At 59.9% G+C, this 15,316-nt stretch carries 14 protein-coding genes; 12 read left to right on the top strand and 2 right to left on the bottom strand.

Features of this window, described 5'->3' with window-relative positions:
• The first annotated feature begins 61 nt into the window (after positions 1-61).
• The 7 genes from barA (at position 62) to galE (ending at position 9,041) form a co-directional block, all read left to right on the top strand.
• Positions 62-2,779 carry a two-component sensor histidine kinase BarA gene (barA, locus tag ACTG20_RS05645; protein WP_194494638.1) on the top strand — a complete coding sequence of 906 codons (2,718 nt, stop codon included), beginning with the start codon at positions 62-64 and terminating at the stop codon, positions 2,777-2,779.
• A gap of 89 nt (positions 2,780-2,868) precedes the next feature.
• On the top strand, positions 2,869-3,348 hold the full coding sequence (locus tag ACTG20_RS05640) for a DUF1456 family protein (protein WP_005335594.1): 480 nt from the start codon (positions 2,869-2,871) through the stop codon (positions 3,346-3,348).
• A 34-nt stretch (positions 3,349-3,382) separates the two neighbouring features.
• Positions 3,383-4,270, top strand: coding sequence for an N-acetylmuramoyl-L-alanine amidase (locus ACTG20_RS05635; protein ID WP_194494637.1), 888 nt, complete (start codon positions 3,383-3,385; stop codon positions 4,268-4,270).
• Positions 4,271-4,425: 155 nt separating this feature from the next.
• The gene (locus tag ACTG20_RS05630) at positions 4,426-4,893 is read left to right on the top strand and encodes a Dps family protein (protein ID WP_005343312.1); all 468 of its coding nucleotides are present in this window, start codon (positions 4,426-4,428) and stop codon (positions 4,891-4,893) included.
• Positions 4,894-5,182: 289 nt separating this feature from the next.
• Positions 5,183-6,832 carry a hydroxylamine reductase gene (gene hcp, locus ACTG20_RS05625; protein ID WP_439987872.1) on the top strand — a complete coding sequence of 550 codons (1,650 nt, stop codon included), beginning with the start codon at positions 5,183-5,185 and terminating at the stop codon, positions 6,830-6,832.
• 111 nt (positions 6,833-6,943) lie between these two features.
• Positions 6,944-7,933: a hybrid-cluster NAD(P)-dependent oxidoreductase gene (locus ACTG20_RS05620; RefSeq protein ID WP_194494636.1), complete on the top strand. Its 990-nt coding sequence runs from the start codon at positions 6,944-6,946 to the stop codon at positions 7,931-7,933.
• A 94-nt stretch (positions 7,934-8,027) separates the two neighbouring features.
• Complete coding sequence (galE, locus tag ACTG20_RS05615; protein WP_157161991.1) at positions 8,028-9,041, top strand: UDP-glucose 4-epimerase GalE; 1,014 nt, start codon at positions 8,028-8,030, stop codon at positions 9,039-9,041.
• Between the two features lie 68 nt (positions 9,042-9,109).
• On the opposite strand, the gene ACTG20_RS05610 is transcribed toward galE, so the two are convergent.
• Positions 9,110-9,811: a phosphatase PAP2 family protein gene (locus ACTG20_RS05610; protein WP_194494635.1), complete on the bottom strand. Its 702-nt coding sequence runs from the start codon at positions 9,809-9,811 to the stop codon at positions 9,110-9,112.
• Positions 9,812-10,069: 258 nt separating this feature from the next.
• Between ACTG20_RS05610 and mpl the strand changes: the two genes are divergently transcribed.
• Both mpl and ACTG20_RS05600 read left to right on the top strand, forming a co-directional pair.
• Positions 10,070-11,440 carry a UDP-N-acetylmuramate:L-alanyl-gamma-D-glutamyl-meso-diaminopimelate ligase gene (gene mpl / locus ACTG20_RS05605; protein ID WP_194494634.1) on the top strand — a complete coding sequence of 457 codons (1,371 nt, stop codon included), beginning with the start codon at positions 10,070-10,072 and terminating at the stop codon, positions 11,438-11,440.
• On the top strand, positions 11,437-12,048 hold the full coding sequence (locus ACTG20_RS05600) for a flavin prenyltransferase UbiX (RefSeq protein ID WP_194494633.1): 612 nt from the start codon (positions 11,437-11,439) through the stop codon (positions 12,046-12,048). Before mpl ends, ACTG20_RS05600 begins: the two co-directional genes overlap by 4 nt.
• Positions 12,049-12,120: 72 nt before the next feature.
• Here the strand turns inward: ACTG20_RS05600 and ACTG20_RS05595 are convergent, their stop codons facing one another.
• Positions 12,121-12,735: a TetR/AcrR family transcriptional regulator gene (locus ACTG20_RS05595; RefSeq protein WP_042079938.1), complete on the bottom strand. Its 615-nt coding sequence runs from the start codon at positions 12,733-12,735 to the stop codon at positions 12,121-12,123.
• Positions 12,736-12,936: 201 nt separating this feature from the next.
• Here ACTG20_RS05595 and hpt point away from each other — a divergent pair, with 201 nt between their 5' ends.
• The 3 genes from hpt to ACTG20_RS05580 all read left to right on the top strand — a co-directional run bounded on the left by hpt (position 12,937) and on the right by ACTG20_RS05580 (position 15,266).
• Complete coding sequence (gene hpt, locus ACTG20_RS05590) at positions 12,937-13,467, top strand: hypoxanthine phosphoribosyltransferase (RefSeq protein WP_005362861.1); 531 nt, start codon at positions 12,937-12,939, stop codon at positions 13,465-13,467.
• A 111-nt stretch (positions 13,468-13,578) separates the two neighbouring features.
• Positions 13,579-14,496 carry an ABC transporter ATP-binding protein gene (locus ACTG20_RS05585; RefSeq protein ID WP_194494632.1) on the top strand — a complete coding sequence of 306 codons (918 nt, stop codon included), beginning with the start codon at positions 13,579-13,581 and terminating at the stop codon, positions 14,494-14,496.
• Positions 14,493-15,266 carry an ABC transporter permease gene (locus tag ACTG20_RS05580; RefSeq protein WP_156853559.1) on the top strand — a complete coding sequence of 258 codons (774 nt, stop codon included), beginning with the start codon at positions 14,493-14,495 and terminating at the stop codon, positions 15,264-15,266. Before ACTG20_RS05585 ends, ACTG20_RS05580 begins: the two co-directional genes overlap by 4 nt.
• The last annotated feature ends 50 nt before the right edge of the window (positions 15,267-15,316 follow it).

Below are 15,316 nucleotides of genomic sequence, written 5' to 3'. Positions count from 1 at the left end.
ACAGAGCCCGTGTATTGCCATCAACCCTATCGCCAACCCTGTTCACTGGTGGCCTGTTCGTATGACCAAATATGGCCTGAGAGCACGCGTTCTCGCCTTTACCATCCTGCCGACCCTGATCATCGGTGGCCTGATGGCCGGTTACTTCACTTTCCACCGCTACCAGCAGTTGGAAAACAACCTCATTGATCAGGGGATCAACATCATCGAACCGCTGGCGATCGCCAGTGAATACGGGATGACACAGCACAGTCGCGAATCCCTCAAGCGGCTGATTGGCCTGACCCACCGCAAGAACTCCCCCTTCATCAAGTCCATCGCGGTTTTCACCCAGGACAACCAGCTGTTCGTCACCTCGAACTACCACCGGGATTTCACCCGGCTCAGGCTGCCCGATGGCGAGCCCATTCCGGATCTGACCAGCGTGACGTTTCAGGGGGATGACATCATTTTGCGCACCCCAATCCAGGCTGAAACCAGTCTGGATGGCTTCCCACTACCCAGCGATGTAGAGCCGCCGATGATCGGCTACATCTCGATGCAGATGGCGACCGACAGGGCCATGCTGCTGCAGTACCGCGACACCTTCTTTGCGGTGATCATGGTGCTCATCGGGGTCGCCTTCAGTACCCTGTTTGGCTTCCGTCTGGTCAAGAGCGTGACCCAGCCCATCACCAACATGGTGCAGGCGGTGCACAAGATCAGGGAGGGACGGCTCGATACCCGGGTCAGCGGCCAGCTCACCGGCGAGCTGGATATGCTGAAAAATGGTATCAACGCCATGGCCAAGGCGCTCTCCGAATATCACGAAGAGATGCAGCAGAATATCGATCAGGCCACCTCTGACCTGCGCGAAACCCTCGAGCAGATAGAGATCCAGAACGTCGAGCTCGACATGGCCAAGAAGCGGGCGCAGGAGGCGGCGCGGGTCAAATCGGAGTTTCTGGCCAACATGTCCCACGAGCTGCGCACTCCGCTCAACGGGGTCATCGGTTTTACCCGCCAGCTGCTGAAAACCAGCCTGACCCCGAGCCAGACCGACTACATGCAGACCATCGAGAAATCGGCGCGCAACCTGCTTGGCATCATCAACGACATCCTCGACTTCTCGAAGCTGGAAGCAGGCAAGCTGCAGCTGGAGCATATCCCGTTCAGCCTGCGCGACACCCTCAACGAGACCATGCACCTGCTCGGCCCCAGCGCCCACGACAAGCAGCTCGAGCTCTCCCTGAGGGTGGATGCCAATGTGCCGGATTACCTCACCGGCGACCCCATGCGTCTGCAACAGGTGCTGACCAACCTCACCGGCAACGCCATCAAATTCACCGAACAGGGCAACGTGGATGTCCATATCGAGCAGACCGGCAGTGGCAATCACAAGGTGAGGCTCAACGTCCAGATCCGCGATACCGGCATCGGCATCTCCCAGGAGCAGCAACACCAGCTGTTCCAGGCCTTCAATCAGGCCGACTCCTCCATCTCCCGCCGTTATGGCGGCACGGGCCTGGGCCTCGTCATCACCCAGAAGCTGGTGCAGCAGATGGGCGGCCAGATCCGCTTTGAATCGGAGCTCGGCAAGGGCTCCATCTTCTCGTTCAGTCTGGATGTGGAGGTCTCACCCCTGCCCCAGACCGATCAACTGCCGCTGGATCGGATCCGTGGCAAACGGCTCTGGCTGCTGGAACCGGATCCCTTCGCGCAAGCCTCTCTGCTCGCCCTGCTGGCGGAATGGCACCTCGACGTGCACCCACTGACCAGCGATGAACCCTGGCCAGAGATGAGCGAGCAGGAGATGGTGATCATCGGCAGCAGCACCCTGCATACGCCGCAGCAGGTGCTCGGCCGTCTCGACAGACTGAACGGCCAGCAGCAGAACACCATAGTGCTGCTCAGCAGCCACGAGCCAGCGCTCTATGAAGCGATGCTGGCCCATGGCGCCCAGCACTGTCTCTCCAAACCGGTCAACCACCGCAAGCTGCTGCACGCCCTGCTCTCGCCGGAATCGAGCCGCCAGAAGCTACCTGCTCAGCCTGCTCCGCGCCAGTTGCAGCCAATCAAGGTGCTGGCGGTGGATGACAACGCCGCCAACCTCAAACTTATCGCCGCCATGCTCAAGGAGATGGTGAGTCAGGTGGTGGTGTGCAAAAACGGCAAGGAAGCGGTCAAGCAGGCCCAGAGCCAGCCGTTCGACATCATCTTCATGGATATCCAGATGCCGATCATGGATGGCATCAGCGCCACCCAGGCGATCCGCAACCAGTCCCTCAACACCACCACCCCGATCGTGGCGGTGACCGCCCACGCCATCCCCGGCGAACGGGAGCGGCTGATCCGCCAGGGGATGGACGACTATCTGGCCAAACCCATCGACGAAAGCATGCTGGCCCAGCTCATCACCGACTTTGCCCATCGCCGCCACCAGAATAATGGTGCCCAACAGATCGACTGGGCACTGGCGGTGCGGCAAGCGGCGGGGAAAGAGCATCTCGCCAGAGAGATGCTGACCATGCTGCTGGCCAGTTTCGACGAAGTGGAACCTGTGCTGGATAGCGCGCTGGCTGGCGAAATTGAAGATAGTGAAGTGCTGGCACAGCTCCATCGCCTCAACGGCGGCTGTGCCTATTCCGGGGTGCCTGGGCTGCAACGGCTGCTCTCCCAGCTGGAGCAACAGCTGCGTGACGGCGTGCCGGTGAGCGAGCTGGAACCCGAGCTGCTGGAGCTGCAAGATGCGCTGGAACTGGTGCGCCAGGAGGCGCCCCGCTATCTCGGCAAAGCTTGATGAGCTTGACCTGAACTGTAGCGGCCCCCGCTTTTTCTGACGCGAGGGCCGCCAGATGGTAAAGTTGCGCCGTTTACACAGGAGTCAGCATGACCAACAACGATATTCTGCGCCGTCTGCGCTACGCCCTCACCATCAGCAACGACCAGATGGTCGAGATGTTTGCCAAGGGCAACCTGACGGTCACTCACGCCCAGCTGCACAGCTGGTTGATGAAAGAGGCGGCGGAAGGTGAAGAGCAAGAGGCAGGCTATGTCGCCTGTCCCGACTCGGCTCTGAGCCAGTTCCTCGACGGTTTCATCATCGCCCGCCGCGGCGTGCGGGAAGATGCACCGGCCCAGGTGATCCCGAACCGGATCAACAACAACATGATCCTGCGCAAGCTGCGCATCGGTCTCAACTTCAAGGAAGAGGATATGCTCGGCACCCTCAAGCTCGCCGACTTCAACCTCTCCAAGTCCGAGCTCAGTGCCCTGTTCCGCTCCAAGGATCACAAGCACTATCAGGATTGCGGGGATCAGATCCTGCGCAACTTCCTGATCGGCCTCACGGCCAAATACCGCGGCTAACCAGCCGCGCGACTGACCAGACCGGGCCTTCGACATGTGCCAGCGACTCACTCCTCCCACGCTCAGCAGACTGACTGTGGCAGGGGGATGGCGCTGGCGCTGTCTTCTTCCCCTCTTCTTTCTGCCACTGGTTCTGCTGCTGGGTGGTTGTACTCCGTCCGAATACCAGCTCTCTACCCGCTATCAGAGCGCCAACCAGAATGAGCGGATCGCCTTTCTGATCCTCCACTACACCGACGAAGATGATGCCAACTCCCTGCGCCTGCTGACCGAGCAAGAGCACAAGGTGAGCGCCCACTACCTGATCCCTCGCGACAGCCACGAGACCCCGCTCACCGTCTATCAGCTGGTGCCGGACAACGCGCGCGCCTGGCATGCCGGACGCAGCCGTTGGCACCAATATGCCGGGCTCAATGCCAGCTCCCTTGGCATCGAGATCGCCAACCTCGGCTATCCAGCAGAAGATGAGCCGCTGGCACCCCATGCCCGCCGCTGGCAACCCTATACCCCGCAGCAGATTGCTGCCGTCGGCGCACTCAGCCGGGAGCTGGTCGCCCGTTACCGGATCCCGCCGACCCAGGTGCTGGGCCACAGCGATGTCGCCCCCGAGCGCAAGCAGGATCCCGGCCCCCACTTCCCCTGGCGCCAGCTCTATCTGACGTACGGGGTCGGCGCCTGGCCCGATGAAGGTCGGGTGGCCGAGTTACTGGCCAGTCCCTTGCCCGATTGGGATGCGGCCATGTGGCAACAACAGCTGGCCCGCTATGGCTACGGCCTGCCCCAAACCGGCCAGTGGGATGAGCAGAGCCGCGCCGTCTTGGGCGCCTTTCAGCTCCACTTTCGCGCCAGCAAGGTCGATAGCAAACCGGACCGCGAGTGCCAGGCCATCCTGATGGCGCTACTCGAAAAATACTTCCCCTAATCCTCATCCATTGCCCCCGTTGCTGCGTACTGTTTGATAGCCGTTAGCTATCAAACAGTTAGGCACAAGCAATTGTCCCTGCATTTTGCAAGGCGTTACTCTGACTGCGTTCCGAAAGAAAATTTAAAACCGATTTCCAAATCTGGAGGTGAATGATGAAAAGCCCGATTGGTCTTGATACTGCTCAATCACAAGCCCTGGCAGCCGAGTTGAATAAATTGCTGGCCAGCTACCAGATCCTCTACATGAACGTACGCGGCTTCCACTGGAATATCCGTGGCAACCAGTTCTTCGAACTGCACCTGAAATTTGAAGAGATATACAACGACCTGCTGCTGAAAGTCGATGCACTGGCCGAGCGGATCCTGACCCTGGATGGCGTGCCGATGCACAGCTTCAGTGAATACCTGAAAGTCTCTGCCATCCCGGAGCAAAAAGGGCTGCACGATGGCCGCGCCTGTGTCGAATCCCTGCTGGATAGCTTCCGCGAACTGCTGGTCGCCCAGCGCCGTATTCTGGGTCAGGCCGCCGAAGCCGGTGATGAGGGCACTGCCTCTATCCTCTCCGACTATGTGCAGCAGCAGGAAAAACTGGTCTGGATGCTGCGCGCTTATCTGGCCTGATAGTGAACCAAGCCAGCTACAGCGTATGTATGTGGGCTTGAGTAAGTACCGGGCCGGAAGCACCTGACCAGACCACGGCCCAATCCGTCTGATTGTTATGTTCTGTTGCAAACCTGAGTTGTCTCTCCTTTTATCCACCCGCTTGCCGCCCTGTTTGGGCGGCTTTTTTTGTTTTTGATCTGCATCAAGGGAATCTTAATTGGCAAATTGAATGCCTATTAAGTTTTTCGCGAGAGGAATAGAATCGCCACAAAACAGACAACTGAAATGTCCAATTAGGAGAGGCATGATGTTTTGTGTGCAATGTGAACAGACAATTCGTACCCCGGCAGGCAACGGCTGTGCCTACGCACAAGGTATGTGCGGCAAGACGGCGGAAACCTCGGATCTGCAGGATGTGCTGATCTACACCCTGCAGGGGCTCAGCGCCTGGGCGCTGGCCGCCCGCGAGCAGGGCATCATAGATCGCGAAATCGATGCCTTCGTGCCCAAGGCCTTCTTCGCTACCCTCACCAACGTCAACTTCGATTCCGCCCGTATCGTGGCGTACGTCAATCAGGCCATTGCTTATCGCCAGCAGTTGGCCGATCGTCTGACCGCCATGGCGGTGCAGGTGAACGATTTGCCACACTCCGCTTACTTCGAGCCCGGTGCCGAGCTGCTGGAACAACTTGCCCATGCCGCACCAGCCGCTCCCAATCGGGGCAAGAACGAGGTGAACGAAGACATCATGGGGCTGCGTCTGCTCTGTCTCTACGGCCTCAAGGGCGCCGCCGCCTACATGGAGCACGCCCGGGTGCTGGCTCAGCAGAGTGACGAGGTGGCCGCCGAATTCCACCGCATCATGAGCTGGCTCAGCACAGATCCGAACGAAATGGGTCGGCTGTTCAGCTGCGCCATGGAGATCGGTCAGCTCAACTTCAAAATCATGGAGATGCTGGATCTCGGTGAAACCAGCGCCTTCGGCCATCCGGAACCCACCCAGGTACGCGTAACCCCCATCTCCGGCAAGTGCATTCTGGTCTCCGGCCACGACATGATGGATCTCAAGCTCATTCTGGAGCAGACCAAGGGAACCGGCATCAACGTCTACACCCATGGTGAGATGCTGCCCGCGCTGGCCTACCCCTTCTTTAAACAGTACCCCCATCTGGTGGGCAACTACGGCTCCGCGTGGCAGAACCAGCAGAAGGAGTTTGCCAACTTCCCGGGCGCGGTGGTGATGACCTCCAACTGCATCATCGACCCGAACGTGGGCAACTACAGTGACCGCATCTTCACCCGCTCCATCGTCGGCTGGCCGGGCGTAACCCATCTGGAGGGGGATGATTTCTCCGCCGTGATCGCCAAGGCCCAAGCGCTGGAAGGCTTCAAGTACACCGAGCTCGAGCACTTCATCACCATCGGCTTTGCCCGCAACGCCCTGATGCAGGCTGCGCCCGCAGTGATTGAGAAGGTCAAAGCCGGGGAGATCAGCCACTTCTTCCTGGTAGGTGGCTGTGACGGCGACAAGGCCGAGCGCGCCTACTTCACCGAGTTTGCCAAGGCGGCGCCGCGCGACAGCCTGCTGCTCACCCTGGGATGCGGCAAATACAAGTTCAACAAGCTCGACTTTGGCGACATCGGCGGCATTCCGCGTCTGCTGGACGTGGGTCAGTGCAACGATGCCTACTCCGCCATCCAGTTGGCGCTGGCGCTCTCCGAAGCGTTCGAGTGCGGTGTCAACGATCTGCCGCTGACGCTGGTGCTCTCCTGGTTCGAGCAAAAAGCCATCGTTATTCTGCTCACCCTGCTCTCCCTCGGGGTGAAGGACATTCGTACCGGCCCGACCGCCCCCGCCTTCCTCACCCCGGCCCTGCTCAAGGTGCTGGAGGAGCAGTTTGGCCTGAAAGGGACCACCACGGCCGAGGCTGACTTGACCAAGATCCTGACGGCCTGATCGGCACCTCATGTTGTAAGCGTTTGGCGAGCCGCCCGGCTCGCCTTTTTTCTGGATCCGGCTTTTTCATCAGACGTTTTTCAAACCGTTTCAAACCTAAGGAGCCTTGTGATGACCTCTCTCACGCTCACCTGCATTGGCCGCCAACAGAACACCCACGACGTCGTGAGCTGGCAGCTGGCGCCGCTTTCCGGCTGCCTCCCTCCCGTACTGGCTGGCCAGTGCATCACCCTGCATACCGAGATTGACGGCCAACCGGAGTGCCGCGCCTATACCCTCTCCTCCAGCCCGCAGGATGCATGCTGGCAGGTGACAATCAAAGATGTGGGACGGGTCTCTAGCCATCTGCACCAGACCCTGCAGGTGGGAGACAAGATCCGGGTGGATGGTCCCTTTGGCGATTTCAACCTGACCGCCCTGCCTTGCGAGCGGCCACTGCTGCTCAGTGCCGGTTCCGGCATTACCCCCATGTGGGCCATGCTGCGGGACGAGCTCGCCAAACGGCCGGATGCCGATATCCGCTTTATCCATAGCGCCCGCTCGCCAGCAGATGTGATCTTCGCAGATGACTTGGCTACGCTGGCTGCGGCTCATTCAAGCGTGCGCCATGCCCTGATACTGGAAGAGGCCCCTGCAGATCACCCCTGGATTGGCCGACTCACCCCCGCCATGTTGGCCGAACTGGCCCCGGATCTGCGCGAACGCCATGTCTATCTCTGCGGCCCGGCCCCCTATATGGCGGCGGTCAGCACCATGCTGGCAGAGCTGGGATTGCCGCCGGAGCAGCTACATCAGGAGTCCTTCGGTCTTCCTCCCGCAGAGCCCATCAAGACCACCAGCGACCACTTCTGGCTGACCCTGAAAAAGAGCGGCAAAAAGGTGAAGATCCTGCCGGGTCAGACCCTGCTGGCGGCACTGGAAGCTGCGGGCGAAACCATGATGGCGGCTTGTCGCGCCGGAGTATGTGGCAGCTGTCGTTGCACCACCACAGGTGACATCGAGCGACAGAGCGTGATGACCTTGAGTGCGCAGGATCTGGAGAGCGGCGTTGCTCTGGCCTGCTCCTGCACCGCGAAAGGGGATATCAGTCTCGATTATTGAGATACACAAAGGGCTTCATTGGTATCTCAACCTTTTCCCGAGCGGGCAGGACAGGTAGACTCTGCCCCAGTTTCACCAGAACACGGGATAAAAAATGACAATACTGGTCACAGGCGGCGCCGGCTATATCGGCTCCCACACCCTGGTTGAGCTGCTGGGCGCGGGGCAGCAGGTCATGGTACTCGACAACCTCTCCAACTCCTCACCGGAGTCACTCAAGCGGGTCGAGCAGATCACCGGCAAACCGGTCACCTTCGTCGAAGGGGATGTGCTGGACAGAGCCTGCCTGCAGCAGCTGTTCGCCAACCACCAGATCGAATCGGTCATTCACTTCGCCGGCCTCAAGGCGGTCGGAGAGTCGAGCCAGATCCCGCTCACCTACTACCAGAACAACATCAGCGGCACTCTGGTGCTGTGCGAAGAGATGGCCAAAGCTGGCGTTTTCCGGCTGGTATTCAGCTCCTCGGCCACCGTCTATGGCGATCCCGCCTCGGTGCCGCTGCGGGAAGATTTCCCCACCAGCGCCACCAATCCCTATGGCCGCTCCAAGCTGATGGTGGAGGAGATCCTGCGCGATCTCGCCAAATCCGATCCCCGCTGGGCTATCGTACTGCTGCGTTACTTCAACCCGGTCGGCGCCCACGAGAGCGGCCTGATTGGTGAAGATCCCAACGGCATCCCCAACAACCTGCTGCCCTATATCAGCCAGGTGGGTGTCGGCAAGCTCAAGGAGCTGGGGGTATTTGGCAACGACTACCCGACCCCGGATGGCACCGGCGTACGCGACTACATCCATGTGGTGGATCTCGCCATCGGTCACCTGAAAGCACTGGCACGCATCAAGAGCGACACCGGCGTCTTCACCTACAACCTGGGCACAGGTCAAGGCTACTCGGTACTGGAGATGGTCAAGGCGTTTGAAGCGGCCAGTGGCCGACCCATTCCCTACCAGATCAAACCCCGTCGCCCGGGCGACATCGCCGAGTGCTGGGCAGAGCCAACGCTGGCCCGTGCCGAGCTGGGTTGGCAGGCTGAGCGCGGTCTGGAGCAGATGATGGTCGATACCTGGCGCTGGCAAAGCAACAACCCGAACGGCTATCAAGGCTGATCTCTCGCGGGTGGATAACAAACGCCCCGACATTTTCATGTCGGGGCGTTTTATTTTGCGACGTTCAATCAGTGGGTCTGACTGCGCAGCAGCGGCACACGGGCCAATCGGGGGGAAATGCGCTCTATCAGCCGATCCGCCAGCGGGGTCAACAGCAGCCAGGGCAGACAGAGGGTCGCCAGCCCCAGTGCGCCGACGTAGACATCGGTAAACCAGTGAGCCCCAGCCAGAATGCGCGGTGCGGAAAAGATCGGCACCATCAGCAATGCGGTGACTCCCGCCCAGCGCGGCAGATAGCGCAAGGCGTAGCCGGCGAAGATCATCAGGAACAGGGCGTGATCCCCGGGGAAACTATCACCGGAAGAGTCCTTGGTCGGAATAGCGCTGATCTGGGTCACCCGAAGCGCATCGGCCACCATCAGGGTCGGGCTGGGTCGCTCCACCGGCAATCGGTGACCAAGCTGGTTGATCACCAGTGCGCTCAGCAACATCACTATGCCCATTGCCACCAGTTGGCGACGACCCGCCAGATCCCGTGCGAAGAAGCAGCGGACCAGGATCAGCCCCATACAGGCCAACACCGCCAGATCGAACAGCCGGTTATTGGTGATGGCCACCAGATCGGCCCACAGAGCCGACTGGCCGAGCCAGCCGTTGACGGTATGAAAAATCGCGAGGTCCCACTGATCCCAGGGACCATGAGCGGGCAGCGCAGCCCAACTGATGGTCACCAGACCACCGACCAGATAGCAAAGCAGGAACTTGCCCATGGGGACTCTCCTTTGGAAAAGGGCGATATCGTAAAACTGTAGAGTGCGTCACAAAACCGAAGAATTGTAAGAAAGTGCGACACAATATCAAGCCTCAAATAAAGCCTTCCAACCCATTCCAATCTCGCATATCCCAACAGCGCCAAGATTTCTGCCTCCAGTGCTGCATCTGTGGGCCTCTCACCATGAGTGCGGCTTGTGCCACCACCGCAACACCCCCTAGAATGCGCACTTCCCTTTACTGCGAAAGGAAGCGGTATGCATATTCACATTCTCGGGATCTGCGGCACCTTTATGGGTGGTCTGGCGGTGTTGGCAAAACAGCTTGGCTATCGCGTTACCGGCTCCGATGCCAACGTCTATCCCCCCATGAGCACCCAGCTCGAGCAACAGGGCATTGAACTGACCGAAGGCTATGACCCCTCCCAACTCGATCCGGCGCCGGATCTGGTGGTGATCGGCAACGCCATGAGCCGCGGCAACCCCTGTGTGGAATATGTGCTGGACCGTAATCTGCCCTATATCTCCGGCCCCCAGTGGCTGCTGGAGCACGTGCTGCAGGATCGCTGGGTACTGGCCGTTGCTGGCACCCATGGCAAGACCACCACCGCCAGCATGTTGGCCTGGGTGCTGGAGTACGCCAAACTGGAACCCGGTTTCCTTATTGGCGGCGTGCCGGGCAACTTCCCGGTCTCCGCCCGTCTCGGCTCTGCCCCCTTCTTCGTCATCGAAGCGGACGAGTATGACTGCGCCTTCTTCGACAAACGCTCCAAGTTCGTCCACTACCACCCGCGCACCCTGGTGATGAACAATCTGGAGTTCGACCACGCGGATATCTTCCCGGATCTCGCCGCGATCCAGCGCCAGTTCCACCACCTGATGCGCACCGTGCCGAGCAACGGCCGGGTGCTGTTCCCGCAAGCAGATGACAACCTCACCGCCGTGCGCAAGATGGGCTGCTGGAGCGAAGTGGAGCTGGTAGGTCAAGACGACGCCAAGTGGCAGGCGGTCAAGCTGGCCGATGACGGCTCCGCCTTCGAGGTGTGGCTGGATGGTGAAAAACAGGGCGAGGTGCACTGGGAGTGCATCGGCGAGCACAACGTCAACAATGGCCTGATGGCCATCGCTGCCGCCCGCCACGCCGGTGTCATGGTGGAGCATGGCATCGCCGCCCTCTGCCAGTTCAAATCCCCCAAACGGCGGATGGAGCTCAAGGGCGAAGTGGCGGGCATCAGCGTCTATGACGACTTCGCCCACCACCCCACCGCCATCGAGACCACCCTCGGCGGCCTGCGCGCCAAGGTAGGCAGCTCACGTATCCTGGCGGTGCTGGAGCCTCGCTCCAACACCATGAAGCTGGGGGTTCACAAGGAGGAGCTGGCTGGCTGCTTCGATGGCGCCGACGAGGTGTTCTTCTTCCAGCCGCCCAACATCGGCTGGGATCTCGGCGAGGTGACGGCCCATATGACCCGTCCGGCCAAGGTATTCAACGATCTGGAGACCCTGATCAACCGGCTGGTGGCCGAGAGCCGCGATGGCGACCATATTCTGATCATGAGCAACGGCGGCTTCGGTGGCATTCATGACAAGCTGATCGCCCGCCTCAAGGATTACCACGGCGAACTATGAACAAAGCGATCACCCTGGCGCTGACCGGCGCCTCCGGCGCCCCCTACGCCCTGCGCCTGCTCCAGTGTCTGGTGCAGGCGGACTATCGGGTCTACCTGCTCGCCTCATCGGCGGCTCGTGTGGTGCTCAAAACCGAGCAGCAGCAGGATTGGCCGGGCTCGCCGAAAGAGCTCTCTTCCTATCTTTGTCGCCAATATGGCGCCAAGGAGGGGCAGATTGTCGCCTGCGGCAAGGAGGAGTGGTTCTCGCCGGTGGCCTCCGGTTCGGCCGCCCCCAAACAGATGGTGGTCTGCCCCTGCTCCATGGGCACCGTCTCGGCCATTGCCAACGGCACCTCGGACAACCTGCTGGAGCGGGCAGCGGATGTGGTGATCAAGGAGCGCGGCCAGCTGATCCTGGTGCCCCGCGAAACCCCCTTCTCGGCGATCCATCTGGAGAACATGCTGAAACTGGCACGGCTCGGAGTGACCATCATGCCTGCCGCGCCCGGTTTCTATCATGAGCCGAAAAGCATCGAGGATCTGGTGGACTTTATGGTCGCCCGCGTCCTCGATCATCTCGGTGTCGAGCATGAGCTGACCCACCGCTGGGGCTATGGCCACCAGTGAAGTGACCGCCATATTCGGCCATAAAAAAACGGCGCCACTCAATGAGTGACGCCGTTTTTTCGTTAAGTCGTGTTAGCGAGCCTGAATTGGCGCCGTCACGTACTTGAACAGGAAATCAGTCACCTCTTGGCGCGCCGGGCGCTGAGGTTGATTGATCATCTGCATCATCACATAGCCAAAACCGGTCAGAGAGCGGGCCAGATCCTGTGCTGACAGCACGCTGGTGATCTCCCCTGCATCCATGGCGGTTTGCAGCTCGCTGGCGATCAGCTCAAGGCAGTGATCGAGCAGCCGGGTATAGCGGGGCCATACCTCTTCCCGAACCGATGAGCTCCACTCCAGCCAGATACCGGCATAATCCGGTTGATCGTAGGCGGCATCGACAGAGAGGCGTACATGACGCTGGATCTTGTCGAAAATGGAGCCCTGGTCACCGTATGCCTGCGACAGCATTTGGTTCACAAAGCGTTCGATCTCGGCCAGCACCTCATCTACCAACTCCTCACGGGTGTTGAAATAGTTGAAGACGGTAGCCACAGAGACCTTGGCCTGTTCGGCTATCTCGGCGTGACCTGCACGGCCAATGCCGCGACGGGAGAACACCTCGATGGCACATTCCATCAATTGGGAGCGACGAGCTTCCGGCGACAGCCGGGTACGACGTCTTATTTCTGCGCGTGGTTCCATAGTTTTTATCATCTAATAGTTATTGATTATGGTGTTTATAGTATTTTAACTAATCATGCCTGAGTGCCTGCTAACTCTATCAATTAAAATAAGCCGATAAAAGCACCACGTATCTCTAGCACCCTTCAACATGAGTGGTAGAATCATCGGTTTTGATATTCATGAACGGCCAAATCCCCTTTGGCCTTATGGGAGTAAGTGATGAAACACACCGTCGAGGTGATGATCTCCGAGGCTGAAGTAGCCGCCCGGATCGCCAAATTGGGTGAAGAGATCACCGCCCGCTATCAGGGTTCTGACGAAGTCGTGATGATTGCGCTGCTGCGCGGTTCCTGCATCTTCCTGGCCGACCTCTGCCGCCAGTGCAAGCTGCCCATCACCCTGGACTTCATGACCGCCTCCAGCTACGGCTCCGGCATGCACAGCACCCGTGACGTCCGCATCCTCAAAGACCTGGACGATGACATCAAGGGCAAGGATGTGGTGATCGTGGAAGACATCATCGACACCGGTTACACCCTCAACAAGGTGCGCGAGATCCTCTCCCTGCGCGAGCCGAAATCCCTGGCCATCTGCACCCTGCTGGACAAACCCTCCCGCCGCGAAGTGCAGGTGCCGGTCGACTGGATTGGCTTCGCCATCCCGGACGAATTCGTGGTCGGCTGCGGCATCGACTACGCCCAGAAGTACCGCAACCTGCCGTTTATCGGCAAAGTGGTACCTCAGGAGTAAGCCAGGTTCAGGACTATCACGGGTGAAGCGGCCTTGCGCCCTTTACTCTGTGCAGGCGGCCTTGGCCGCCTTTTCTGTATCGAGCCGGATTCAACCATCACAGAGGTTGCAATGAACGCACTGGAAATCAGCGGCCTGAAAAAGACCTATCAGGGGGGCGTCGAAGCCCTGAAAGGCATCGATCTTACCGTCAGGCAGGGGGATTTCTTCGCCCTGCTCGGCCCCAACGGGGCGGGCAAGTCCACCACCATCGGCGTCATCAGTTCGCTGGTGAACAAGAGTGGCGGCAAGGTGAAGGTATTCGGTTATGACATCGATACCCATCTGGAAGAGGCCAAGGCCCAGCTCGGACTGGTGCCGCAGGAGTTCAACTTCAGCCAGTTCGAGAAGGTGATCCAGATTGTCACCCATCAGGCCGGCTTCTACGGCGTGCCCAAGGCGGAAGCGAAGATCCGCGCCGAGAAGTACCTGCGCCAGCTCGATCTGTGGGAGAAGCGCGACATGCCGGCCCGCACCCTCTCCGGCGGCATGAAGCGCCGCCTGATGATCGCCCGCGCCCTGATGCACGAACCCAAGCTGCTGATCCTCGATGAGCCGACCGCCGGGGTCGATATCGAGATCCGTCGATCCATGTGGAGTTTCCTCAAGGATCTCAACGAGCAGGGCGTCACCATCATTCTCACCACCCACTATCTGGAAGAGGCGGAGATGCTCTGCCGCAACATCGGCATCATCGACAAGGGCCGCCTGATCGAGAACACCAGCATGAAAAACCTGCTGGGCAAGCTGGGCCGCGAGACCTTCCTGCTCGATCTGGCGCCAGGTTCTGCCGTACCAAACGTGCCCGAATTCAACGGCCGCATGCAAGATGAGCGCACCCTGGAAGTGGATCTCGACAAGAGCCAGTCCCTCAACAGCCTGTTCGAGCAGCTGTCACACCAGCAGGTGCAGGTACTGAGCATGCGCAACAAGGCCAACCGGCTGGAAGAGCTGTTTGTCACCCTGGTCGAAGAGGGGAGAAAAGCATGAACCTGACCACTTACTACATCGCCTTCAAGAGCATTCTGGCCAAAGAGGTGAGCCGCTTTACCCGGATCTGGATCCAGACCCTGGTGCCGCCCGCCATCACCATGAGCCTCTACTTCGTCATCTTCGGCAACCTGATCGGTTCGCGCATCGGTGACATGGGCGGCTTCACCTACATGGAGTTCATCGTGCCCGGCCTCATCATGATGTCGGTGATCACCAACTCCTACTCCAACGTCGCCTCCTCCTTCTTCAGCGCCAAGTTCCAGCGCAACGTCGAGGAGCTGCTGGTAGCGCCGGTGCCCAACTACGTCATCATCGCCGGCTACGTCGGCGGTGGCGTGGCCCGCGGCCTCTGCGTCGGCCTCATTGTCACCCTGGTGTCGCTCTTCTTCGTACCGCTGCAGATCCACCACCTGTTCAGCGTCTGCGTGACCGTGCTGCTGACCGCCATCCTCTTCTCGCTGGGTGGCCTCATCAACGCGGTGTTTGCCAAGACTTTCGACGACATCAGCATCATCCCCACCTTCGTGCTGACGCCGCTCACCTATCTGGGCGGGGTGTTCTACTCCATCAGCCTGCTGCCCCCCTTCTGGCAGGGGGTCTCCCAGGTGAACCCCATCATCTACATGGTGAACGCGTTCCGTTACGGCTTCCTCGGTATCTCCGACGTGCCGCTCGGCACCGCCTACCTCATCATCACCGGCTTTATCGTGGCTCTCTACGGTCTGGCCTGGTGGCTTATCTCGCGCGGCACCGGTCTGCGCCACTGATAGCCAAAACGGGCACCTCGCGGTGCCCGTTTTCATTGTCCGGCCCACCT

Origin of the sequence: Aeromonas sp. 84A (assembly GCF_051919345.1) — a bacterium.
Lineage (GTDB): Bacteria > Pseudomonadota > Gammaproteobacteria > Enterobacterales > Aeromonadaceae > Aeromonas > Aeromonas veronii.
The sequence above is the reverse complement of the archived record's forward strand: the minus strand, read 5'-3'. Positions and strand labels throughout refer to the sequence as shown.

Coding starts and splice junctions, on each gene's coding strand:
- ACTG20_RS05600 (WP_194494633.1), top strand. CDS start 11,437: ATGAACAAAGCGATCACCCTGGCGCTGACCGGCGCCTCCGGCGCCCCC.
- ACTG20_RS05640 (WP_005335594.1), top strand. CDS start 2,869: ATGACCAACAACGATATTCTGCGCCGTCTGCGCTACGCCCTCACCATC.
- ACTG20_RS05595 (WP_042079938.1), bottom strand. CDS start 12,735: ATGGAACCACGCGCAGAAATAAGACGTCGTACCCGGCTGTCGCCGGAA.
- ACTG20_RS05585 (WP_194494632.1), top strand. CDS start 13,579: ATGAACGCACTGGAAATCAGCGGCCTGAAAAAGACCTATCAGGGGGGC.
- ACTG20_RS05610 (WP_194494635.1), bottom strand. CDS start 9,811: ATGGGCAAGTTCCTGCTTTGCTATCTGGTCGGTGGTCTGGTGACCATC.
- hcp (WP_439987872.1), top strand. CDS start 5,183: ATGTTTTGTGTGCAATGTGAACAGACAATTCGTACCCCGGCAGGCAAC.
- hpt (WP_005362861.1), top strand. CDS start 12,937: ATGAAACACACCGTCGAGGTGATGATCTCCGAGGCTGAAGTAGCCGCC.
- ACTG20_RS05635 (WP_194494637.1), top strand. CDS start 3,383: ATGTGCCAGCGACTCACTCCTCCCACGCTCAGCAGACTGACTGTGGCA.
- ACTG20_RS05620 (WP_194494636.1), top strand. CDS start 6,944: ATGACCTCTCTCACGCTCACCTGCATTGGCCGCCAACAGAACACCCAC.
- ACTG20_RS05630 (WP_005343312.1), top strand. CDS start 4,426: ATGAAAAGCCCGATTGGTCTTGATACTGCTCAATCACAAGCCCTGGCA.
- barA (WP_194494638.1), top strand. CDS start 62: ATGACCAAATATGGCCTGAGAGCACGCGTTCTCGCCTTTACCATCCTG.
- ACTG20_RS05580 (WP_156853559.1), top strand. CDS start 14,493: ATGAACCTGACCACTTACTACATCGCCTTCAAGAGCATTCTGGCCAAA.
- mpl (WP_194494634.1), top strand. CDS start 10,070: ATGCATATTCACATTCTCGGGATCTGCGGCACCTTTATGGGTGGTCTG.
- galE (WP_157161991.1), top strand. CDS start 8,028: ATGACAATACTGGTCACAGGCGGCGCCGGCTATATCGGCTCCCACACC.